The sequence below is a fragment of the Flavobacterium phycosphaerae genome, from assembly GCF_010119235.1.
Classification (GTDB): domain Bacteria; phylum Bacteroidota; class Bacteroidia; order Flavobacteriales; family Flavobacteriaceae; genus Flavobacterium; species Flavobacterium phycosphaerae.
Map to the genome: position 1 here is coordinate 2,766,400 of NZ_JAAATZ010000001.1, position 24,503 is coordinate 2,790,902.

A 24,503-nucleotide genomic window follows, 5' to 3' on the forward strand; every position below is an offset into this window, starting at 1 on the left:
GTGTGAATATATAAAAACCTGACTGTTTTTTACATAATCAGGCTTTTTTTATTATTAAAATCAACTGTTTAATCTTCTTCTTCCTCTGTTCCTGTTTCGCTATTGGTGGCTTTGTATTCTTTTCTGATTTCGGTATGACGAATTTCTCCGCCCGAAGTTCCCACTTGTTGTGCTAAAAAGACTGCCACAACCGCTACAAGTAAAGCTAAAAAAGAAACCAATTGGGCTTTGCTGTGCTTTTTAAAGTTAGTGTATAAACCCAATAAAGAAACTACCCCGAGTACATATAAAACCAAAGCTAGTTTTTCGGCCATTTCTTCATGTTCATGAATAATTTGTTTTCCAATACCCGGCATATCCTCAACCACTTCTTCTGCTCCTTCTCCGGTTGCCATACTCACTGCAGCAAAAACTGCCGCAATAACAAACAACACATAAGCAACATTCTTTAGAACAGTATTTTTGGAAAGGATTCCGGCAATTAAAATTCCCAACCCTAAAATAGTTCCAATAATGGGAAAATGATTTACTACTAAATGATAATGAGCTTCTGTCATAGGAATAAGTTTTAATGTTTACTCAAAGTTACTTTATTTCATCTTAATCAACATGACAATTATCATCTGTGAGGCTATTTAGAAAAGCTCAAAATTACTTTGGTTCCCACTTTTTCCTGGCTTTCAATTTCCAAATCAATTTGTAACAAAAGACACAATCGTTTTACGATGGATAAACCTAATCCGGTGCCTTTGATTTCGGGATGCTGGTTGGATTTTGAACGATAGAATTGGTCGAAAATTTTTTGCAAATCCTCTTTGGCAATTCCGATACCGTGATCCGAAATAGAACAAACTATTTTATCGTTAGTTTCAACAACATCAAAATTAATAGTACTGCCCGATTTGGAATATTTTACCGCATTGGTCAAAATATTATTGACAATGATACAAAGCAGATAGGCATCTGTGTTGACATAAAAATCTTGATCAACATGAGAGATACAAGTGAGTTTCTTTTCGCTGATGATGGTAGTGTTTCGGGACATCACATCCAGAAAAATGGCATTCAACGATATTCTCTCAATCTTTAATGTTTGTTTCTGGTTTTCAAAACGTGCCAACAATAGCAATTCATCCACCAAATGATTTAAACGATTTACTTCACTAATACAAAAATCAATTTTTTCTTTATACTCCTCAGGGTTACGAGGTTTACGTACCAAAACTTCCAAAGTCCCTTTAATTACCGCCAATGGTGTTCTAAGTTCATGAGACGCATCTGAGGTAAACTGCTTTTCGCGTTCGATGGCGTTCTCTACCCTATCCAGTAAGTTGTTAATGGTAGTTGACAACGTATACAATTCATCCCTATTTTGAGGTAATGGAATTCTGGATTTTAAATTATCTTTGGTAATAACGTTCGAAGTCTGAATAATAGAACTGATGGGCTTTATACTGCGACCGGCAATAAATCGGGCAATGAGAAACAACACCAACAGAATTAACGGATACGCTACGAGCAAAATAATGAACAGATTATTCAGTACCATTTTTGAATCTTCGAGTGACATAGCCACAATCAGAAAACCTATGATTTTTGTACCTTGATATAAGGGAACCTGAATTTGACGAACTGATATGTTGTCTAATTTTCCGTCAAACAATTCGTTATTGATGGCTCCAGCATAATAGGTTAATTGTTTCTTTTTAAGGTTGGGCGACTTGTTCACCAAAGCGCCTAATTCATCTACAAACTGAATAAAAGCAGGGCTGACATCGACTTTGTTGAACTGGACTTGTTTCCATTGTTCTTCTCGCACCAAGAGTACACAGTTTTCTTTGACTTCAATTTCTTTTAAGTGTTTGGCGACTTCTTTTTGAATATCATTATTTACTTTGATATAAACACTAAATCGAACAATAGAAAAAATCACAAAAAACACCACGAAAATTAACAACGCTGTGGTGATGATGTAGTTGGAAGCGATTCTGTTTTTAAACGAAAGTTGTTGCATTATTTCTTATTCATTAGCGATATACCCAACGCCACGAATGGTTTTGATGTAATCTTCATCTACTTTTAAATTCAATTTTTTACGGATGGCATTCATAAAAACATCGATTACGCCTGTGTCATATTCAAAGTGAATATCCCAAACATCTTGAATAATTTGGGCTCTAGAACAAACATTTCCTTTGTTTTTTACCAAATAACAAAGCAAATCGAATTCTTTTTGTGTCAACGAAACTTGGCGTTTGTCAACGGTTACAGCATGTTTTTGAAGATTGATTTCTATAGGACCTAATGTTAGGATATCCTGCTCGCTTTTATCACGTAATTGTACTTTTATGCGTTCTACCAATTCATCAAAATTAAACGGTTTTTTGATGTAATCGTTGGCGCCGCTTTTTAAGCCTTCCACCGTTTCCTGTACAGTATCTTTGGCAGTCAAAAAGATGATAGGTAGTTTGGTATTCTGTTGTCTAATAGACTGACAAACTTCGACACCGGTCATTTTGGGCAGCATCCAATCGAGCAGTACTAAATCGAATTTACCATTTTGAAAAAGAGCAAATCCTTCGGCACCATCAGAAGCTGTGGAAACCAGATAGCCTTCTTCTTCAAGCCCTTGTTTCAAAAATTGTACAATTCCGTCTTCGTCTTCAACTATTAATAAGTGCTTCATTCGTAGGTCTGATTTTCTTTTGATAAATATAGGTTAAAATTAAAATGTCACCAATGCTATGGTTTTATTTTAATCAAAATTTAATTATCCGACTTACTGCTAAAACTTGTGAAGAAGCTTATGAAAACACTCTTAAATGTGTAGCATCTGTTAATTGGGTGTTGTATTGCGTTAAATTACTAGAGGCCGGTCCTTGCGTGACAACTCCGGTGCTATTAAATTGAGCGCCATGATTGGGACAGATGAATTTATTTCCGGAAGCATTATAGTTTACGTTGGTTCCTTGATGGGTGCACGAAGCCGAAACAGCCAAAAATTCACCTGTATTGGTACGAGCCACTACAATGCCACTGTGAACTAAAAACCCACCGTTGACAGCTAATGTACCGGTACTTATATCTAATGTGAAATCAACATTTGTGGGAGCTGGTGTTGGTGAACCTTCATCTTCACCGGAACAACTACTGGCTAATCCGCCAATACAAGTTGGAACTAAAACTACTGCTGCGCCAAAACCTACTTTGGCAAAAAAATCTTTTCGGGTCATAATCAAATGTATTAAGATGATTTACTTGTTCTATTTCTTAGGAACATTGCCAAACTACTTTACCCTAAAGGAATTTACTAAAAGTATGCTTAAGATTTTCAAAGCTTATATTTTTGCTTCATAACCATCCTCAACTCCAATGTTTTTCTATTTTTGTAAAAACATTTTACTTATGCAATTCTTTAAGAAATCATCGCCATTCATCAACTTGGTATTCCTTTTTATTTTTGTCAATGTTATTCTTAGAATTGTACTGCTCTTTCATCCTATTACCCAATCGGGTTTCGGAGTTTTAGAAATCATTAAAATATTTAGTTTCGGATTCATTTCGGATTTATTTGTCTTTACGATAGCTAGTGCTTTATTATGGTTGTATCTTTTGTTTTTATCCGATTCTAAATACAACAAACCATGGGGCTATCTACTCTTTGGTGGGTTGGTCGCTTTGTTTTTGTATGTCACTTTCGGCAATACCATTTTAAACGAATACGGTGGTGTATTGCCCGAGATAGGCATGTATTTCATTGGTCTAAAAACAATTACATTTGGTTTACTATTATTTCTTCCAAAATACCGCAAGCGCATCCGACTTTGGTTGTATACCATTACCATTTTCATTTTCGTATTGCTTATAGTACAAAACGCTATTAGTGAGTTTTTCTTTTGGAATGAGTTTGGCGTTCGTTACAATTTCATTGCAGTTGATTATTTGGTATACACCAATACCGTTATTGGCAATATCATGGAGTCGTACCCGGTAGTTCCGTTGTTTATTGGCGTTGGATTAGTAGCGGGCTTCCTGACTTTTGTCATAGTTAAAAAAACTAAACCTTTCCTGCAAAAACTACCTTCGTTTCCTGACAAGCTAAAAAATCTGACGGCTTATGTGTTGCTATTTTTATTGTCTTTGTCAGCAATTCCGTTTTTATCGAAACAGGAAAATTCAACCAATGTCTTTACTAATGAGTTACAGGCCAGCGGAATTTATAAGTTTTACATGGCGTTTATTAGCAGCGAACTCGACTTTGATACCTTTTATAAAACAATATCCAATAAGGAAGCTTTTGCCTTGCTACAAAAACAATTGCCCGGTACCACTTCCGAAAGTAGTTTGCGTAAAATACAAAGCGATACTACTGAAATGCATAAAAATGTGGTACTGATTACCATTGAAAGTTACAGCGCGGAATACATGAAAGCCTATGGTAATGAAGATAATATTACTCCGTTTCTGGATTCATTAGCCACACAGAGTTTACAATTCACTAATTTATATGCTGTTGGTAACCGAACAGTTCGTGGTTTAGAAGCGGTTACTTTATGTTTACCGCCAAGTGCTGCCGAAAGTGTGGTAAAAAGAAAAGACAATAAAAACAAATTTTCTACCGGTAGCATCTTTAAACAAAAAGGTTACAATGTTAAGTACATGTATGGAGGCGATGCCTTTTTTGATAATATGGGTGATTTTTTTGGTGGCAATGGTTATGATATTGTAGATAAAAAAACATTTACACCTGAGGAAATTACGTTTTCCAATGTATGGGGAGTTTGTGATGAAGACATGTACAAGAAAGCCATTAAAGTTATCAATGCGGAAGCCAAAGAAAACAAGCCTTTCTTTAACCATATCATGACGGTTAGCAACCATCGACCATTTACTTATCCGGAGGGGAAGATTGATATTTCGGGGAAATCAAAATCGAGAAAAGGGGGTGTAAAATATACCGATTATGCGCTGCGTCAATTTTTTGCCATGGCCCAAAAACAACCTTGGTTTAAGAACACGGTATTTGTAATTCTGGCAGATCATTGTGCTTCAAGCTCCGGAAAAACCGAATTACCAATGGATAAATACCGTATTCCGGCTTTTATTTATTCGCCTGAAACAGTTCCTGCTAAAGAAGTCAACACTTTGATGTCGCAAATTGATGTGATGCCAACGTTGTTTGGATTGTTGCATTTCAGTTATGACAGCAAATTTTACGGTCAAGATATTTTTAACAGTAATTACAAACCCAGAGCTTTTGTAGCTACTTACCAAGACTTAGGCTATATTAAAGACAATATACTAACCATCATTTCGCCGGTAAAAAAAGTCAAACAATTTCAATTGATACAACAGCCTAACCCAAAAGTAGGTGCTAATTTTCAGTTGTATTTTGAAGAAAAACCCATGACTACGCTGAGAGATGATTTGGTGAACGAAGCTATTGCCAATTATCAGACTTCCGCCTATTTGCTAAAGCATAAAAAATACCAGAAGTAATTTTGAAAAAACTTCCCGAAAAGTGTGCATCAAATGTAATGACATCGGGAAAACATGCAATGCTTTTATCGTCCAAAAAGGATAAATGTCATTTAGCTGAAGATTAATTTAGAGGCTTTTTTCTTCCAATATCATAAAGGCTATATCGATTAAAAATCGAAAACACTTCTTAAAATGTGAGATTATTTTTCTGATTTCATAAAGGTTGCCGGCACAAAAGTTAATATCGATTGAACTAATCGATTTTTATTTACTTTTGTTTCAAATACCACTTATGATGAGGCAAAGAAATTGGCTTGCTCTAGCTTTTATGGCTATGAGCTTCACGTTGGCTTATAGTCAGCAAACTGTTAAAGAAAACGATTATACCATCGTTTATAACAAATCAAAAATTGCATTTCAATTCAACCAACAAAACACTGTTGTTACCAATGCTGTTGATGTAAACTCTAAAAAAACAATTACGCTCCGAAAAGAAGGAACACAATATATCTTAGATAATCTTTCTCCTGCCGAAATCATCAAAGTAGATTATCAAGTAACTACTCAAAAAGGGATTACTACTCAAAGCACTTATTTGGCCAGTCCCTCTGCTTCTACCGGAGCCATTAATGTTTATTTTAATCATGTAGTAAATACCAGCTACAGTCAAGTCCAACCTGCTGTTAATTTAGCGGATTCTTTAGATGACATGTTAATTAATTACATTAATGCCTGTCAAAATACCTTAGACATTGCTATTTACAATTCATATTCACCAAGCGGAGCGACCGGTATTGCAGGCGCTATAAATGCAGCCTATAACCGAGGAGTGCAAGTAAGAGTCATTTATGACGGAAGTACAAGCAGTGTAATGATACCGTTATTAAATTCAGGCATACCCGTTTTAGCCAGTCCAACTAGCTCAAGCTATGGCATTATGCACAATAAGTTTGTAATTTTTGATGCAAACAGCAGTGATCCTAACAAACCTTATGTATGGACAGGTTCTACCAATTGGACAAGCGTTCAGATTGACGGGCCGGACCGAAATAGCGTTATTGCCATTCAAGATCAGGCTTTAGCTTTAGGTTATAAAATAGAATTTGAAGAAATGTGGGGAAGTTCAACCATGACTCCCGACTTAGTGCTTTCGGAATTTGGTCCGTATAAAATTGACAATACCCCTCACACCTACATCATTGGAGGCAAAACCGTAAACAGTTATTTTAGCCCAAGTGATAATGTTAATGCAAAAATAATTGCTGCCATCAATTCGGCCAATAGTGATATTAATATAGCGACAATGGTGTTGACTCGTAGTGACATCAGCAACAGTTTGATTTCTAAATACAATGGCGGATTAACGAATATAAACATCGTAACCGATACTCAAAATCCAACAGGAAATCAATTTGATAATTTACAGGCCAATTTAGCTGCAAACCATGTAGTGAAATTTACCAACAGCGGCATAATGCACCACAAATTCATGGTAGTCGATAATTTTAACAGTACTTCAGATCCTTTGGTTTTAGTGGGCTCACATAATTGGAGCAGTTCTGCCGAAAACAAAAACGATGAGAACACCTTAATTGTTCACGATTTAAATATTGCCAATCAATACTATCAGGCCTTTGCCTTTTTGTATGTAGATGCCGGCGGACAAATAACTTTGGCTAATCCAGAATTTACCACTCATGAGTTTGCCCTTTATCCAAACCCAACAACCGGTTTATTGACGATTGATACCAAAAATGCTTATTCATTAGAGAACGTCTCCATCCGTATTCATGATGCTTTAGGTAAAAATGTATTCTTTAACGAGTATTCCAGTTTAGTTCACGAAAACATTTCTATCAGTAATCAGGCGGCCGGACTTTATTTTGTTACTATCCAAACCAATGGAAAAACTTGGCATTATAAAGTGATTAAAGAATAACTTGCCTTTGCTTCATTTTAACCGCGATTACTTTGGGCTGACAGCACTGCTGTTTGTTATTGAAGTTTTGATAGCTTCATTTGTACACGACAAAATCGTTAGGCCTTATATTGGCGATGTTTTGGTGGTAATGCTAATTTATTGTTTTGTGAAATCGTTTCTGAATTTAAAAATAATAACGGCAGCAGTACTAGTATTGCTTTTTGCCTTTAGTATTGAAACCTTGCAGTATTTCAATTTAGTGGAAAAGCTGGGTTTAGAACAAAATAAAATAGCCCGAATTGTTATTGGCAGTTCTTTTGAATGGGTAGATTTTATTGCCTATAGCTTAGGGATTTTGATAATCCTTGTCGTTGAAAAACAACTAGCTAAAAAGGAATTATAACAGTCCGTTATACTTTCGGATAAACCACTCGGCCGCCAAAGAAAGCGCTATCAAAATCAATAACCAAATCCAATCAATCAAAGGCGATTTTTTGACAATCGTTTTTTGAACCGCTTTATAACTTTCATCGTCCAAAAGTTGTTTAATCAAAGTATCTAATTGGTTAGGCAGAAAAGCTTTTCCTTGGGTTTGTGTGGCTAATTGATTTAGTTTATTCCAATCCGGATTGACGAATTGTTTTTCGATATCAAAATCTAATACCTCAAAACTGCTGCTGTAGGATGAATTAGAGTTTAATTCTTTTACGGTAAACTTATACGTACCAGCTGCTAACCCGTCTAAATTAGCTTGAAAAGCATTGGTTGTTCTAAGCAAATCGTAGTTTTTTACTTGTTTGGTTTTTGTATTGGAAACCGCAATAGTGAGTCTTGCCTTTTCATCTAATTCATAATTTTTATTGAAATATTGTGCGGTAATTTCAATGCCTTCTCCCGAATTATAAAAACGTTCATGATTAACCACCATAGATTTTCGAGCTTTGTTAGACGTTAAATACTGAATGGTTTTGTCTAAGAAAATATCAAAATCGGCAAAGCTTTTTTTAGCTACAAAACTTTCGGCACGCCATTTCCAAATGTTTTCTCCAAACAAAAAAGCACTGCGCACGCCTTGATTTTCAGTAAATGACAATAAAGGTTGGTTGGTAGCAATATTTCTAATGGTTGAGGACAGCAAAGTATTGGCATTGTCTTTGGCAGTAATGGTTCCAAATTTATTTTCCAAAGGCGGAAACTGTTCAAAGCCAATATTGTCTAAAGCAAAAAGATTAAACTGACTGTCAAAAGACGCCAAATAATCCTCTTTCTGTCCGCTCATTCTAAACGAAAAACTAGTTTGATTTTGGTTTAAAAAAGTAAAATCCGTGTCATTCCCGGTGATAATCCAAGTGTTGATTTTGGCATTAGCGTTTTGCTCAAAAAGACTCTTGAACTCAACAGTTGGCTGATACAAAATTAAAACATTATAATTTACTAACGATTTGACTTCGTTAGGCTTAAGAATAGTTACTTTTCTTTGTACATTAGTTTCTATAGCGCGCTTTATCGCTCCTAAATCAGGGTGAGCCATGGCTGAAACCAAAGCTACTTCTGTCTTTTGGTCGATTACTTCAACAGCAAAATTCTTAGTGTTGTTGTAGGTGTTTTTTTCCGGCTCTTTTGAACTAATGGTGGCTCTCAGAATTTGCAATCCTACTTTATCCGCCGGAAGCAATACATTGAGCGTTGCAGATTTTTGAGTGGGTGAAAAAGCTACCGTTTGTTCTGTCAGCAAACTATTGCCCTGAGTGATTTTGAATGTAGCATTCACCGATTTGGTTCCCGAATAGTTCAGAAATACTTCTACCGGAAATTTATTTTTGTGAAACGCATATTTGTTGACATTCAATTGGGCCACCTTTAAATCCAAATAAGTAGTCGTATCGCCAACAGCAATTGGATATACTTTATTATCTGGGTTGAATCCAAAAACATAATCCTCTCCCGATGTTTGATTTCCGTCAGAAATTAATACCGTTGGAAAATGTTGGTTCTTGTAAATGTTCTTCAGGTTTTTGGCCACGACATCCAGATTGGATTGCTTTCCTTTAAAATCAATCGTATCTGATGGTAAAAAATCCTGATCAAACTGGTACGATTGTACTTCAAACTTATTGGCTAAAGCGGAATTACTTTTTAATTTCTCCAAAACTTCCAGAGCTGACTTGTCTGCTTTCAAATCTTTAATAGAAGCTGAATTATCAATCACAATGGGTAATGGAGTCTTAATCGTTTCAATCGTTTTTCTGGAAATAATCGGATTGATTAACAATAATAACAATCCGAAAACAGTGAAGAAACGCAAAAAAGCCAAAAGCAAAGTGACTTTTGACCTGCTTTTGGCTTTGTATAAATAATGGTAAAATGACACAGCTAACGCTATTCCTAAAGAAAGTACTATCAGTAAAACCGTGTTTGTCGTCATTTAAGTGTATTGATTAGTATTCCTAATTCGTGATTTCTGATTAGGTTAGCATTCCGCCACAAACATTTAACACTTGTCCTGAAACATAAGCACTCATATCAGAAGCCAAGAACAAACAAGCATTGGCGACATCTTCCGGAGTTCCACCGCGTTTCAACGGAATAGAATCTCTCCAGCCTTGTACCACCTCTTCGTTTAATTTCGCCGTCATTTCGGTTTCAATGAATCCCGGAGCAATGGCATTACAACGAATATTTCTCGAACCTAATTCTAATGCTACTGATTTGGTAAATCCAATCATACCGGCTTTGGAAGCGGCATAGTTGGCTTGTCCGGCATTTCCTTTCACACCCACCACCGAACTCATGTTTACGATAGAACCTTTACGGTTTTTCAGCATGATTTTTTGAACCGCTTTGGTCATATTGAAAACAGATTTCAAATTGATTTCGATTACTTTATCAAAATCCTCTTCGCTCATACGCATTAAAAGGTTGTCTTTGGTAATACCGGCGTTATTGATTAACACGTCAACGTTTCCGAATTCAGCCATAACATCGTCAACCAGTTTTTGAGCTTCATTGAAATCGGCTGCATTTGATTTATATCCTTTGGCTTTGATTCCCAAAGCTGACAATTCGTTTTCTAAAGCCAAAGCACTTTCGGCAGAAGAACTATAAGTGAAAGCTACATTGGCTCCGTGTTGGGCAAAAACTTTAGCAATACCGCTTCCAATTCCTCTACTTGCGCCGGTGATGATGGCTACTTTTCCTTCTAATAATTTCATGTTTAAAAAGAGTTTGTTTGATAATTTTAATGAAAGGTCAAATATAGAATAATTTATACTCAGGAAAAAATATCATTTATATTTAAACCTTTAGTACTATTGTAAGTCGAAAACCACTCACCTAACCCAAAATGACGCAGCAATACAACTTTGAAAAACTCTATCGCGAGTACCACGTGCTGGTGTTCAATGTGGCGTTGAATTATCTGCAAAACCTAGAAGATGCAGAAGAAATTACACAAGATGTGTTTGTAAAAGTATACCATTCGTTAGAAAATTTCAATCAAAAAGCCTCTCACAAAACCTGGATTTACCGCATAACAATTAATCACTGTTTGGATTACATCAAGAAAAAGAACAGTCAGAAACGCTTTTTTATTTTTGGGCAAAAAAGTCAAAACGAACAGGAATATCTAAACGCCACCAACTTTGAACATCCGGGAATTTTGATGGAAAACCAAGAAGATGCGGCTATTTTATTCAAAATTATCAATACTCTCACCGAAAACCAGAAAACGGCTTTCCTCCTATCCAAATTGGATAGATTAAGTAATCCTGAAATTGCCGAGATAATGCAGCTCAGTATTTCTTCGGTGGAATCCCTTATTTTCAGAGCAAAAGCCGCCCTTCAGGAAAAATTAGCAGAAAAATTTACAACTTACCGCAAGAAAAAATAATAACTCACGTCTAAGCAAGTATGGAAAAAGAAAATTGGATAGCAAAAGTACTAGACAGTACTAATGGTTTGACTCCCGTTCAGCCCGATGCTGCTTTATGGTCCAAAATACAGCTAAAAACAAACCTACAAAACAAGGTTTCTCCCAAAACAGTTTGGTTGGTAGCGGCATCAATACTGGTTTTAATTGCTCTTAACATTACTGTTATAAAAACAAAAAACAAAGATAAAATAGCATCCACTACTTCCTATTTTGAATCAACAATGAACCAAAGCAATCAGTTATATCAATAGCATGGAAAAAACAAAATTATTAACTATAGCCGTTATCGGGCTCTTATTACTCAACTTGGCTACTCTGGGTTTTCTGTTTTTAAACGGACCTAAAGGACACCGACCACCAATGGACGGAATGCACGGAAGACAAAAACCAAGAGAAATCATTATCGAAAAATTACATTTCGATATTGCACAGCAAAAGGAATACGACCGGATTATTCAGTGGCATCAAGGTGAAATACGAAAGTTGGATCAAAACATTCGTCAAACTAAAAACGAATTATACTCTCAATTGATGCAGCCGGAAGTCAATGCTAAAACCAAAGACAGTTTAATTGCCGTTTTAAATTCTTATCAAAAACAGATTGAACAAACCCATTTCAAACATTTTGAAGACATCAAAAAGTTATGTCATCCAAACCAAAGGGAAGATTTCAACGATTTGACCGAAGAATTAGCCAGAATCTTTGCGCCAAAACCTCACGGTCCGAGACATGAGTAAAAAGGAAATCCTTGTGGTACTGGTGCTATTGTTTTGTTTTAAGAGTACAGCTCAAAGCAAAAACGATTCCTTATCTCTCAACTTCAAGGCAAAATTCAATACTCTTCCCATCGAATTAAATCAGAGTTACACCACCAAAAACAAAGACACTATAACGATTACCACTTTTCGTTGTTATGTTTCAAACATTGAAATTCAATATAGCGACCATACCATTTTCAAAGAAAAGAACAGTTATCATTTGCTCGATTTGGAAAATCCCGTGTCATTATTGATTCCGCTTACACTAAAAAGTAATAAACAAATAACCAAACTAATTTTCAATATTGGTATTGACAGTCTGACTAATACTTCCGGAGCTTTAACCGGCGATTTAGATCCTATCAAAGGTATGTATTGGGCTTGGCAAAGTGGTTATATCAATATGAAAATTGAAGGCACAAGTCCGAGTTGTCATACTCGTAAACATGAATTTCAGTTTCATTTGGGCGGATACTTCCAACCCTATTATGCTATGCGTCAGATAAAATTTGAACTTGACAAAAGAGCTGATAACGACATTACTATTGCCATCGATTTAAATGACTTTTTTTCCAATATACAACTGTCGGAAACCAACAGCATCATGATTCCCGGAAAGCAGGCCATGCAACTGGCTGATTATAGCACCAAAATGTTTCATTTAGAATGAAAGCAAATTGGACATATTGCATCGCTTTGGGACTGATACTTCTCCTATGCTTGGCTTTTTCCAATAAATTCACCACACCTTTATACCTCGAAACTCCTAAAGGTTGGCCAAAACCCTATTATGATTTCAAAAAAAATCCGTTAACCGAAGAAGGATTTCAGTTGGGCAGGCATTTATTTTATGACCCTATTATTTCCCGCGACAGTACCATTTCGTGTCAAAGTTGTCATTTACAACAAACGGGATTTACTCATGTAGACCATCAAGTAAGCCATGGCATTCAGGGAAAAATTGGCACACGTAATGCTTTAGCGCTGATTAACTTGGCCTGGAATAAAGATTTTATGTGGGATGGCGGTGTGAACAATTTAGAAGTTCAGCCGATTAATCCTATTACCAATCCATTAGAAATGGATGAAAAGCTCGAAAACGTGGTGGCCAAATTACAACGGAGTACAAAATACAGAGCCTTATTTGCTAAAGCTTTTGGTGACGAAAAAATTACCAGTCAACGCATTTTAAAAGCCTTGGCACAATTTACGGTAATGCTAACCTCTTCTAATGCTAAGTATGATAAAGTAATGCGCAAAGAAGAAGTATTTGCCTCCAATGAACAACATGGCTATGAATTATTCAAAACTAATTGTGCCACTTGTCATACTGAACCGCTTTTCAGCAATACTAAGTTTGAAAAGAACGGATTAGCTGTTGATGAAACACTAAACGATTTGGGTCGAATAAAAATCACCCACAAGCCTGAGGATTCTTTACGCTTCAAAGTGCCGACCTTGCGAAACATCCAATTTACTTTTCCGTATATGCATGACGGGAGATTCAAAACGCTAACAGAAGTAATCAAACATTACAATTCGTTGGGGCATGATAAAAATTTACCAAAAGAACTGGCTAAACCCATGAGGCTTTCGGATAACGACCGAGTAGATTTAGTCGCTTTTTTACTAACACTAACGGATAAAGAATTCCTTTTCAACCCACGATTTAACTTTCCTAAAGAATAATTTTAAAAACCCACGCAAGAATAAAAAAGTTCTTTCGTCTAAACCAATAACTAACCAATTCTCCTCTTATGAAAATAAAGTTCTTAACTTGGCTGTTCGTTTCAAGTAGCTTGCTGCTTCAGGCACAAACCAACCCGGCAATAACTTCATGGTTGCGTAATACTACCGGAATTACAGGTCGTCATTACGTTTCGGGCAACTCAACTCCGATTATCGATGCTGTGGCTGCCAATGTGCAAACGGTTCAATACTCAACTAATTGGGTTTATGTTACTACCAATGGGATTCCGGCTTACATAACCGGCCCTTTTTTAGACGGAAATCCTTCGTTGGCCACTACGCAAAATGGAGCTATTTTCAAATTTCCTTTAAATCCAACACAAAATACAGGAACACCAACTGCTACCAATGGCGGTAATATTGGTCTCTTTATCAATGGTGTAGCCTTGTTTGATTATCGGGATGGTGTATCCTGGAAAAATTCAACTAATTCATTATGCGGTGGACCCATTCAACCGGCTTGTACCGGTGACGGAAAATGGAATCGTGATGCTATCGTAGCCGAAAAAGGTGGTTTTGATTGTGCCAAAGCGCATCCGGCTATGGGGAATTACCATCACCATCAAAACCCGAGTGCATTTAATTTAGATTTGGCCGTAATTTCAACCGTCTGTGATGCATATCCGTCGGATGGTTTATATGTTATTAATGAAACGCAGCATTCTCCTTTGATTGGATTTGCTTATGACGGCTTCCCAATATATGGTGCTTATGGTTATGCCAATGTTGACGGAACCGGAGGTATCGTCAGAATGAAATCAAGTTACCAATTGCGAAATATAACTACTCGAACTGTTTATGCTGATGGCACTGATGTTACCGATGGGCCTGCTGTAAGTGCTACTTATCCTTTGGGCTATTTCAGAGAAGACTACGAATTTGTATCTCATCCTTCAGATGCCAGTTATTTAGACATTCATAACGGAAGATTTTGCGTTACTCCTGAATATCCTGACGGAATATATTGCTACTTTGCTACGGTAGATGCCAACCACAATTCAGCTTACCCTTATGCTGTGGGACCTACCTTTTATGGCAATAAAACAGCTGTGAAAGTATCTACTATTTCAGAATCTACAACTCCTTATACGCTAAGCAACGCCAACTTTGATGTAACCAAAATGAACGCTAAAATCTATCCGAATCCGGCAAAAGATTTTGTGGCTATTCAAACGGATATGATGGAAAACAATATTGAAGTAGCTTTAGTGGATGCCTTAGGAAAAGTGATTAAAACCCAGCAAATTCTGCAAGGAAGTACCCTAAGCGTTTTTGATTTGCAAACCGTTTACAATGGGGTTTATTTTCTAAAAATCAGCGATAACAGCCATTCCAATACTTTTAAAATAATAGTTAATAAATAAGCCTATGAAAACCAAATGGATTTCCTTATTGGCTGTGGCCTCATTATGGTCCTGCAGCAGTAATTCCTCCGATGATTATGTTGATCCTTATGCTAATGTTAAGGCTACTTTCGGAACCAAAATTGATTTAGACAATTTGGCTAATTATGCCAATCAAACCATACCAACGTATATTACGAAAGATAACGGAATGGCCAACCCTATTACCAATAAAGGGGCAACTTTGGGCAGGGTTCTTTTTTATGACAAAAATCTATCCGCCAACAATACTATTTCCTGCTCTAGTTGTCATCAACAAGCCAATGCCTTTAGTGATACCAATGTAGCCAGTATTGGTGTAAACGGAACTACCGGGCGTCATGCCATGCGCTTGATTAATGCCCGTTTTGCTAATGAAAACAAATTCTTTTGGGATGAACGTGCGGCCACACTTGAATTTCAAACCACACAGCCCATCCGAAATCATAACGAAATGGGATACAGTGGCGCGAATGGTGATGAAGATTTTAACAATTTAGTTACTAAATTAAGTCAGTTAGGCTATTACAAAGAACTTTTCAAATTTGTATACGGTACAGAAGATATTACCGAAAGTAAAATACAGTTAGCTTTAGCTCAATTTATTCGCAGTATACAATCGTTTGACAGTAAATACGATGCCGGAAGAGCTTTAGCGTTAAATGATGGTCAGACTTTTTCCAACTTTACCAATCAGGAAAATCAAGGAAAACAATTGTTCCTAGCGCCTCCTCAGTTTGATGCTACTGGAAGCCGTACCGGAGGTGGTTTAGGTTGTGCGGGTTGTCATGCGGCCCCGGAGTTTGATATTGCACCCAATTCGGGCAACAATGGAATCATAGGGGTTTTAAACGGTACCGGAATTGATATTACCAACACCCGTGCTCCTTCTCTACGAGACATTGTTAAGACCGATGGAACCTTAAACGGTCCCTTGATGCATACCGGAGTAATCACTAGCTTACAGGCAGTTATCGGACATTATGGAACTATTAATTTAGCTCCGGGCAATACCAATCTTGACCCTAAGTTAAGACCCAACGGTTTTGGACAACACTTAAACCTAACCGCTCCCGAGGTAAATGCGGTCATGGCATTTCTCAAAACACTATCGGGCACCAATGTATACAGCGATCCGAAATGGTCAAACCCGTTTCCAAATTAAAATAAAAAAAGCCCCTTATTCGAGGGGCTTTTTCTATATAGAATAATTGGTTTATTCTTTAATAAATTTACTGCTTGCAGTTCCTTTATCACTTATAATTTTTATAAAATAACTGCCTGTTTTTAACCCGGAAACATCAAGGGTTCCGGTTGGCTTAGTATTTACCTGAACTAATTGCCCTAGTGTATTATAAATATTTACCGAACTAATTGTGACATTTTGTTTAGTGGTAATTATCAAATTGTTTTTTGCGGGTACTGGTGATAAATTAAACACGCTGCTAAATTCAAAATCAGCATTAGACAACGGATTAAATACCTGCACGGCGTAAGTATTAGTTACGATTGGGGCATTGTAGTCAAAGTAAATATTAGCAGAATTGTTAATTATTTGGCCCTCAGTAAGTGATGGCAGTGTCTTAATTTTAAAAGCTACAAAACCATCATTATTGGCATCATCAAACGGGAGATTAATGTTTCTAAAAATAAATTCAACTTTGTTGTTTGATGTTATTTTGGTTACAAAAGAATGACTTCCGCTTAAAGGAATCAGTGTATTAATATCAAACTTTGTAGTGTCAATTACATCACTAACCACAATATTTTGTGCATCTGCTGTACCCGTATTTTCAAATCGGATAATATAATGCAGGTAATCACCTAATTTATTGAGCGGGAGGTTGTATCCTTCTGTACAGGTTTTGTCATTTGGATCAAATGAATTAACAATAGTTTGAGTGATGCTTGAAACGTTATCTGAAGGTGTTTCATCGGTTGTACCGGTAATTCTTGCACTGTATTCTATGAGATTACCCGAATTCAACGGAGGTGTTTCTAAAGGTGAATTCAGATTAAAAGTGACTGCTATTTCTCTGGTTTCAAAAGGTTGCAAATTACTGAAAGACCAATTTAAAGTGTTATAGAAAGCAGTTGATTCACTAGTATAATTGGGATTAGCGACAACAAAATCTTCAATAGGATTATAATAATCAAGGGAAACTGTTCCGCTTTGTCCCGAAGTCCCTTTATTTTTATAAATGATTCTATAATTAGCATCAAAACCCGGACGAGCTGAAGTAGTTGGCAGTAAAGTAACTTCTAAATCATTGTGAGTTCCATTGGAAGTAATACAAAAATCTTGATTAAACGGACTTACAGCATCAGGAAAAGTAACATTAGTAACTGACGGAAAAACGGTAAAGTAGTCCGGATTTTCAAATATCGGAGTTATGGTATGGGTACCATCTTGAACCTCATAATGATAAACACCTGTTGCATCTGCAATTAAATTCCCAGCATTCACACCATCAGAAATTGAAAAATGTAAATTTGGATACATAACGTCATTTACATCACAACCATTGCCATTGGCATCGTAATGAGTAGTTCCCTGCACGGTATAAAAATCACCACCGGGTACAAAACTACAATAGGAATTCACATGACAGTTAGGAAATCCCGATGTATTATCAATCAAGTATTGAATAGTTTCTGTCTCAAAACCTTCATCGGCGCAAATATATTCTAAGGTAGGATTTCCGGAAATAGTAAAATCTTCGTTAGCACCATTTTTGATATTCAGAGTAACCAGATTATTATTATTGCAATATAAATATTGTAAGTAACCTGAAGTGCTTACATCTAAAGTAGTAAGTAAGTTGTCATTACATAACAAATTATGTAAATTGGTTGAAGCTGAAAAATCCAAAGTACTGATTTGATTATTTTCACAGTATAAGGTAGACAGATTTGGTAAACCGGCTATATTTAGTGTTGTCAACAGATTATTTCTGCACTCCAAAAGAGACAATTGTTCTTTGTTACTAACATCAAGAGATGACAATTGATTAAAAGAACAAATTAAACTGGATAGATTGTTTAAGGCGCTAACATCAAACGAGGAAAGCTGATTATTAGCACAGTTAATTCCCGTTAGATTAAGGGAAGCGTTAACTTCCAGTGAAGCAATTTGATTGTAACTGCACTCAAAAGATTCTAATATAGTTAATCCACTTAAATCTAATGCCGTAAGTTGATTATTAGAACAATTCAGCACTTGAAGATTCGGCTGACCGGAAACTATCAATGTCTGAAGCAAATTATCTGTGCAAATCAAATTATAAATATTTAATCCGGTTACATCTAACGAGGTAAGCTTATTATTAGAACAATACAAATAATGAAGATTACTCAGACCATTTAAATTCAAGGTAGTAATTTGATTGTAGTCACAACTTAATTGCTCTAAATTAGTCATACCACTTAAGTCAATAGTAGTAATCTGATTATCAAAACAATATAACATAAGAATATTAGTAAAACTAGTAATACCGGTCAAATCAGTGATGCCTTTATTATTAACATATAAAATATCAGTAACACTTGATGCCTCGCTTACCTGGATTTCACCATCGTTATTAGTATCAATTACCGGATTATGATTGAGTAAGGCATTTTTAAAATTCATGTCAGGTATATTGACAATCTGTGCATTTCCTGTAATCCCAATCAAAATAAAAGTCCAAATAGTGTAAAGTTTTTTCATAAAAACAGTTTGATGTTCAAATATATACAAAAATAGCAGTGTTTGGTTTTTCTGTCAAATAAAAAATCCCCTTGTAACTAAACAAGAGGATTTCAATATTAAAAAACAGGGAAAATTATCCCATCACTTCTTTTACTTTTTTACCGATTTCAGCAGGAGTTGTTTATAAAAACATTTAGTTACTCTTTGACAAACTTACTATTCGCCGTGCCTTTATCGGTATTAACTTTTATAAAATATGTCCCAGCCTTAAGGTTAGCAACATCTATACTTGAAACAGTTGCTGCATTAGGTATAGCGATTACCATTTGTCCTAAAAGATTGTATATTTCTATTGACTTTACTCCTATCGTTTCCTTTGTTTGCAAGTTCAACATTTGTTTAGTCGGCACAGGATACAAGCTAAAATAGGCATTGAAATCAAAATCTTGAGTAGCCAAAGCTTGAACGGTTGTTGCAAAAGCATTAGTCACTATCGCCGCATTATAATCAAAGAAGATACTGGCCGAATTGGTAAACGTATCTCCAACTACTAATGTCGGTTTTGTTTTAATTTTAAAGGCAACATACCCATCATTATTGGCATCGTCAAAAGGCAGATTGATGTTTTGAAAGATAAATTCAACTCTGTTGGTATTTGCAATACGGGTTTCAAAAGGAGCACTGCCGCTTAGTGGTATCAGTGTACTGATATCAAACTTAGTGGTATCAATCATATCTTTCACCACAATATTTTCAGCATTTGTGGTACCTGTATTTTCAAAACGAATGATATAATGTACATACTCACCCACCATACTTGGTGTTATAGTTGTGCCTTCTAAACAAGTTTTGTCGTTAGGATCATGCGAATTCAACACCAACTGATTCAAAGTCGAAACATTATCAATAGGCGTTTCATCAACAGCTCCTACTATGGTTGCCACATAGTGCAATATATCGCCACTTACCAAAGGTGGTGTTTCCACCGGGGAATTTAAATTAAATGATACATTAATAACCCTTGTTTCAAAAGGGGCAAGATTACTAAACGACCAAGTCAAATTATTTTCGGCAACATTTTGTATTAAAGGTGTTGCGCCTACAAAATCTATAACATTATCATCAAAAGTTAAGTTTATTGAACCGTTTTGAATACTGGTTCCTTTGTTTTTGTATATGATTTTATAGTAGGCATCAAAGCCCGGACGCGCTAAATCTATGGGCAGTAAAACAATTTCTAAATCATTATGTGTTACTCCGGTTGGTTCCAAACAAAAATCCTGAACCATTGGATTAACAGCTGTTGGCACAGTCAAAGTAAGATTGGTTGGACTTATATTGAAATAACTTGGATTTTCGATTTGCGGAGTGATTGCATAATTTCCTATTGGCAGGTAAATATGATAAAAACCTGAAATATTGGCGAATAGATTAGTCGTTACACTACCACTGACTACATTAAATTTCATAAAAGGAAAATCAATATCATTCGCATCACAGCCGTTCGCATCCAAGTCAATTCGGATGTTTCCTTGCAATGTACCATAAGTACCTGCGCCGGGAACAAAAGAACAATAAGTATTGACCGTACAATTTGGGATTCCAAAAGTAACCACAGAGTTTTGAACAGAAGTCAACTGTTCTTCATCACAACAGATATAAGCCAAATTGGGATTGTTCATAATGTAAAATAACGATTCAAACCTGCCATTTTTCACAAACAAACTAGTCAATTGATTATTGTTGACATACAAATTACTTACTTTAGTATCGCTGATGTCAAGAGTGGTAAGTAAATTGTGGTCTGCTTTCAATTCGGTCATGTTTATACAACCTTGCACATTAATACTGGTGAGTAAATTAGTATTACAATCTACCCAGGCTAACTGTTGATGATTGCTTAAATCTAAACTCGAAAGATTGTTAGAGTAGCACTGCAATTCAAATAAAATTGGACAGCTGCTTACGTCTAAACTAGTCAATACATTGGAATACGTATAAAAATACCTAAGGCTTGAACATCCTGTTAGGTTTAACGAAGACAATTGATTGGAATAACTATACACTTCATCTAACTGTGACATGCCCGAAAGGTTAAGGCTCGTCAATTGATTGGAATAACAATAAAGATTAACCAAACTTGTTATAGCATTAATGTTAAGCGAAGTCAGCAGATTATTATCGCACTTAAAGTAAACCAAACTTGGTAAGCCCGATAAATTAATTGTGGTAAGCTTATTATTACTACAAGTTAGATTGACTAAATTAGTTAAACCGCTCACCGTTAAACTTGCCAATTGCGATGAGGTAACGCTTAAATCCGTCAAATTGGTCAGTGCGCCAACGTTGATACTGGTAATAGAGGTTCCTGTGCTGATTAGTTTCCTCAAGTTGGTAAAGTATTCAACACCACCCAAACTAGTAATCGTAGCTCCGTTTGCCGTTAGCTGATAAATAACCAAAGCTTCACTGACTTGTATCTGACTGTCACCATTAGTATCAACAACAACGCTTGTTCCTGCCTGATTCTTGGCAATACCATTTGAAGTGGTTGCTGATAAAAGTCTGGTTTTAAAATTAGCATCCGTAAAATTTATAATTTGGGCATTACCCAAGCATACTGAAAAAAGCAATAACGAGTAAAGATATTTGAACTTCATATAAAGTAATTTGATAGTCAAATATATAAAAGTTTTTAAATAAAAAAAGCCTCACAATAGTGAAGCTTTAAATTATAATGTATGTCGGGAAATTATCCCATCACTTCTTTAACTTTTTTACCGATTTCAGCAGGAGAATCTACTACGTGAATTCCGTTTTCTCTCATGATGCGCTTTTTGGCTTCAGCAGTATCATCGGCACCACCAACGATAGCACCTGCGTGCCCCATCGTTCTTCCTTTTGGCGCCGTTTCACCAGCAATAAAACCAATAACCGGTTTGCGATTCCCATCAGCTTTAATCCATTTAGCAGCATCAGCTTCTAACTGACCTCCAATTTCACCAATCATGATGATACAAGCTGTTTCAGGGTCGTTCATTAATAATTCAACCGCCTCTTTAGTTGTAGTTCCGATGATCGGGTCACCACCAATACCGATAGCTGTAGTAATACCTAATCCTTGTTTTACCACTTGATCAGCCGCTTCATAAGTTAACGTACCCGATTTAGATACGATACCTACATTTCCTTTTTTGAAAACAAAACCAGGCATAATCCCCACTTTAGCTTCACCCGGAGTAATTACGCCCGGACAGTTAGGTCCAACCAAACGACAATCTTTTCCTTTGATGTATTGATACGCTTTAATCATATCGGCTACCGGAATACCTTCGGTAATGGTAATAATTACTTTGATACCCGCATCAGCCGCTTCCATAATAGCATCGGCCGCAAAGGCAGGCGGAACAAATATGATAGTAGTATCAGCTCCGGCTTGTTCTACAGCATCTTTAACTGTATTAAAAACGGGACGATCTAAATGAGTAGTTCCTCCTTTGCCCGGAGTTACACCACCCACTACATTGGTACCGTATTCAATCATTTGCGAAGCGTGGAAAGTTCCTTCGCTTCCGGTAAATCCTTGTACTATTATTTTTGAATTTTTATTAACTAAAACGCTCATGTTTGTGTTTGTTTATTTGTGTTTATTTTTTGTGTTGCAAAAGTAGAAAATAGTAATTAGTAATTGGTAATTAGCCATTAGTTTTTTGCAAATTTGTTATAGCTGACTCATTTGATACCCACGATAAAGCTTATTGCCTTTCAATTCCCAAATGACCATGAAATGAGCTAACAACATTTCTTCTCTGGGATTCTCAATGGTTTTGACATAATGTGAATAGCGAACCGAAACCAAATTATCCTCAGCAATGATATGCGTAATTCTGGATTTGGAACGCACATAGGCTTTACCAAATTCGCTACTCAAAGCAAGAATGTCCGTTTTTTTAAGTTTTAAAAAGCCTCTGGTACTGTGCCATTCTAAAATCACTTCAGGATGCAAAAACTCTTTAACCGTATCGGGTTCCAAAAGTACATCTGACTGGTAAAATTTTTGAACGATTTCTTTAGCGCTCATAGTTTATTTCAATTTATTTAAAATATCCGGTATTCTTTTTACGTTGGCTAATTGCTTCAACTTTTCGCGTGATTCTTCTACCGGCGTACCAAAATAACTCTTACCTCCTTCAATCGACTTCGTTACGCCCGTTTGTCCTAAAACAACCGCTTTGGCGCCAATGGTAATGCCACTGGTAGTTCCCACTTGCCCCCAAAGTGTCACTTCATCTTCTATAATTACACAACCGGCAATACCCGTTTGTGAAGCAATCAAACATTTTTTACCAATAACCGTATCATGACCCACATGCACTTGGTTATCAATTTTTGTCCCGGCACCTATGGTCGTATCACCGGTAACGCCTTTATCAATAGTGCACAAGGCTCCAATACCTACATTATCTTCAATCACTACTCGCCCACCGGAAAGCAATTGATCAAAACCTTCGGGACGTTTTTTATAATAAAAAGCATCAGCACCCAAAATGGTACCTGAATGAATAATCACATTGTCACCAATCACAGCATTATCATAAACAATAACATTAGCATGTAACAAACAGTTTTTGCCAATGGTAACGTTATGCCCTATAAAACAATTAGGCTGAATCACGGTACCTTCACCAATAGTAGCCGAAGCCTCAATACTGACGTTAGCCGCCACAAAAGGACGAAAATGCTTAGTAAGTGTATTAAAATCTCTGAAAGGATCATCCGAAATCAACAACGCTTTGCCTGCCGGACACTCGACTTCTTTGTTAATCAAAACAATAGTCGCTGCTGATTGCAAGGCTTTATCATAATACTTAGGATGGTCGACAAAAACAATATCACCCGGAGTCACCACGTGAATTTCATTCATGCCTTCAACAGCAAAATCATCAGCGCCAACATAAGAGCAACTGATGATTTCAGCAATTTCTTTTAAAGTATGTATTCTGGAAAATTTCAAAACTATTCTTTTACACGTTCCATATAAGAACCGGTAGCGGTATCAATTTTGATTTTATCCCCTTCGTTGATGAATAAGGGTACGTTTACCGAAGCTCCGGTTTCTACTTTAGCCGGTTTAGTAGCGTTAGTAGCGGTGTTTCCTTTAACGCCCGGTTCAGCATAAGTTACTTCTAAAACAATAGAAGCCGGCATATCAACAGAAAGTGGCAATTCGGTTTCGGTATTGATTTGTACCATTACTAAAGTTCCTTCTTTCAATAAATCAGGAGCATCAAGGATATCTTTGTTCAAAGTAATTTGCTCATAAGTCTCCACGTTCATAAAATGAAACTGATCGCCCTCAGCATATAAATATTGGAAATTCTGAGTTTCTACTCTAACCGTATCAATTTTGTGTCCGGCCGAGAAGGTATTGTCTAATACTTTTCCGTTGGTTAAACTTTTCAATTTCGTTCTTACGAAAGCCGGTCCTTTTCCCGGTTTTACGTGAAGGAACTCGATGATTTTATATATATCGTGATTGAACTTAATGCATAATCCGTTTCTAATATCTGATGTAGATGCCATTGTAAT

At 36.3% G+C, this 24,503-nt stretch carries 22 protein-coding genes; 10 read left to right on the plus strand and 12 right to left on the minus strand.

Annotated elements, in window-relative coordinates; genetic code table 11:
* Window positions 1-68 precede the first annotated feature (68 nt).
* From GUU89_RS12410 to GUU89_RS12425, 4 genes are all read right to left on the minus strand, one after another.
* Window positions 69-557 (minus strand): DUF2231 domain-containing protein, encoded by a 489-nt coding sequence (locus tag GUU89_RS12410; protein ID WP_162128216.1) that lies wholly within the window; start codon window positions 555-557, stop codon window positions 69-71.
* 74 nt (window positions 558-631) lie between these two features.
* The gene (locus GUU89_RS12415; protein WP_162128217.1) at window positions 632-2,014 is read right to left on the minus strand and encodes a sensor histidine kinase; all 1,383 of its coding nucleotides are present in this window, start codon (window positions 2,012-2,014) and stop codon (window positions 632-634) included.
* 6 nt (window positions 2,015-2,020) lie between these two features.
* On the minus strand, window positions 2,021-2,686 hold the full coding sequence (locus GUU89_RS12420) for a response regulator transcription factor (protein WP_162128218.1): 666 nt from the start codon (window positions 2,684-2,686) through the stop codon (window positions 2,021-2,023).
* 118 nt (window positions 2,687-2,804) lie between these two features.
* Window positions 2,805-3,233 carry a QcrA and Rieske domain-containing protein gene (locus GUU89_RS12425; protein ID WP_162128219.1) on the minus strand — a complete coding sequence of 143 codons (429 nt, stop codon included), beginning with the start codon at window positions 3,231-3,233 and terminating at the stop codon, window positions 2,805-2,807.
* 172 nt (window positions 3,234-3,405) lie between these two features.
* Between GUU89_RS12425 and GUU89_RS12430 the strand changes: the two genes are divergently transcribed.
* The 3 genes from GUU89_RS12430 (at window position 3,406) to GUU89_RS12440 (ending at window position 7,805) form a co-directional block, all read left to right on the plus strand.
* The gene (locus GUU89_RS12430) at window positions 3,406-5,499 is read left to right on the plus strand and encodes an LTA synthase family protein (RefSeq protein WP_162128220.1); all 2,094 of its coding nucleotides are present in this window, start codon (window positions 3,406-3,408) and stop codon (window positions 5,497-5,499) included.
* Window positions 5,500-5,815: 316 nt separating this feature from the next.
* Window positions 5,816-7,420 carry a phospholipase D-like domain-containing protein gene (locus GUU89_RS12435; protein WP_162128221.1) on the plus strand — a complete coding sequence of 535 codons (1,605 nt, stop codon included), beginning with the start codon at window positions 5,816-5,818 and terminating at the stop codon, window positions 7,418-7,420.
* Window positions 7,421-7,427: 7 nt separating this feature from the next.
* A complete protein-coding gene (locus tag GUU89_RS12440; RefSeq protein WP_162128222.1) occupies window positions 7,428-7,805 on the plus strand; it encodes a ribosomal maturation YjgA family protein in 378 nt (125 codons plus the stop codon).
* On the opposite strand, the gene GUU89_RS12445 is transcribed toward GUU89_RS12440, so the two are convergent.
* Both GUU89_RS12445 and fabG read right to left on the minus strand, forming a co-directional pair.
* Complete coding sequence (locus GUU89_RS12445) at window positions 7,800-9,827, minus strand: hypothetical protein (protein ID WP_162128223.1); 2,028 nt, start codon at window positions 9,825-9,827, stop codon at window positions 7,800-7,802. The genes GUU89_RS12440 and GUU89_RS12445 overlap by 6 nt on opposite strands.
* Before the next feature lie 40 nt (window positions 9,828-9,867).
* Window positions 9,868-10,614 carry a 3-oxoacyl-[acyl-carrier-protein] reductase gene (gene fabG / locus GUU89_RS12450; RefSeq protein ID WP_162128224.1) on the minus strand — a complete coding sequence of 249 codons (747 nt, stop codon included), beginning with the start codon at window positions 10,612-10,614 and terminating at the stop codon, window positions 9,868-9,870.
* Window positions 10,615-10,745: 131 nt separating this feature from the next.
* Here fabG and GUU89_RS12455 point away from each other — a divergent pair, with 131 nt between their 5' ends.
* The 7 genes from GUU89_RS12455 (at window position 10,746) to GUU89_RS12485 (ending at window position 16,388) form a co-directional block, all read left to right on the plus strand.
* Window positions 10,746-11,291: an RNA polymerase sigma factor gene (locus GUU89_RS12455; protein ID WP_162128225.1), complete on the plus strand. Its 546-nt coding sequence runs from the start codon at window positions 10,746-10,748 to the stop codon at window positions 11,289-11,291.
* 20 nt (window positions 11,292-11,311) lie between these two features.
* A complete protein-coding gene (locus GUU89_RS12460; protein WP_162128226.1) occupies window positions 11,312-11,584 on the plus strand; it encodes a hypothetical protein in 273 nt (90 codons plus the stop codon).
* A 1-nt stretch (window position 11,585) separates the two neighbouring features.
* A complete protein-coding gene (locus GUU89_RS12465) occupies window positions 11,586-12,071 on the plus strand; it encodes a periplasmic heavy metal sensor (protein WP_162128227.1) in 486 nt (161 codons plus the stop codon).
* A complete protein-coding gene (locus GUU89_RS12470; RefSeq protein WP_162128228.1) occupies window positions 12,064-12,762 on the plus strand; it encodes an MbnP family protein in 699 nt (232 codons plus the stop codon). Before GUU89_RS12465 ends, GUU89_RS12470 begins: the two co-directional genes overlap by 8 nt.
* Entirely contained in the window at window positions 12,759-13,781 is a 1,023-nt protein-coding gene (locus GUU89_RS12475; RefSeq protein ID WP_162128229.1) for a cytochrome-c peroxidase, read from the plus strand. Before GUU89_RS12470 ends, GUU89_RS12475 begins: the two co-directional genes overlap by 4 nt.
* 68 nt (window positions 13,782-13,849) lie before the next feature.
* The gene (locus GUU89_RS12480; protein ID WP_162128230.1) at window positions 13,850-15,205 is read left to right on the plus strand and encodes a YHYH protein; all 1,356 of its coding nucleotides are present in this window, start codon (window positions 13,850-13,852) and stop codon (window positions 15,203-15,205) included.
* A 4-nt stretch (window positions 15,206-15,209) separates the two neighbouring features.
* Window positions 15,210-16,388 carry a cytochrome-c peroxidase gene (locus tag GUU89_RS12485; RefSeq protein ID WP_162128231.1) on the plus strand — a complete coding sequence of 393 codons (1,179 nt, stop codon included), beginning with the start codon at window positions 15,210-15,212 and terminating at the stop codon, window positions 16,386-16,388.
* Between the two features lie 51 nt (window positions 16,389-16,439).
* Here the strand turns inward: GUU89_RS12485 and GUU89_RS12490 are convergent, their stop codons facing one another.
* From GUU89_RS12490 to efp, 6 genes are all read right to left on the minus strand, one after another.
* Entirely contained in the window at window positions 16,440-18,932 is a 2,493-nt protein-coding gene (locus tag GUU89_RS12490) for a DUF7619 domain-containing protein (protein ID WP_162128232.1), read from the minus strand.
* Between the two features lie 179 nt (window positions 18,933-19,111).
* Entirely contained in the window at window positions 19,112-21,574 is a 2,463-nt protein-coding gene (locus tag GUU89_RS12495; protein ID WP_162128233.1) for a DUF7619 domain-containing protein, read from the minus strand.
* Window positions 21,575-21,666: 92 nt separating this feature from the next.
* A complete protein-coding gene (sucD, locus tag GUU89_RS12500; RefSeq protein ID WP_162128234.1) occupies window positions 21,667-22,539 on the minus strand; it encodes a succinate--CoA ligase subunit alpha in 873 nt (290 codons plus the stop codon).
* Between the two features lie 96 nt (window positions 22,540-22,635).
* Window positions 22,636-22,995 carry a nuclear transport factor 2 family protein gene (locus GUU89_RS12505; RefSeq protein ID WP_162128235.1) on the minus strand — a complete coding sequence of 120 codons (360 nt, stop codon included), beginning with the start codon at window positions 22,993-22,995 and terminating at the stop codon, window positions 22,636-22,638.
* Window positions 22,996-22,998: 3 nt separating this feature from the next.
* The gene (locus tag GUU89_RS12510) at window positions 22,999-23,928 is read right to left on the minus strand and encodes a UDP-3-O-(3-hydroxymyristoyl)glucosamine N-acyltransferase (RefSeq protein ID WP_162128236.1); all 930 of its coding nucleotides are present in this window, start codon (window positions 23,926-23,928) and stop codon (window positions 22,999-23,001) included.
* A gap of 2 nt (window positions 23,929-23,930) precedes the next feature.
* Window positions 23,931-24,497 carry an elongation factor P gene (gene efp / locus GUU89_RS12515; RefSeq protein WP_162128237.1) on the minus strand — a complete coding sequence of 189 codons (567 nt, stop codon included), beginning with the start codon at window positions 24,495-24,497 and terminating at the stop codon, window positions 23,931-23,933.
* Window positions 24,498-24,503 lie beyond the last annotated feature (6 nt).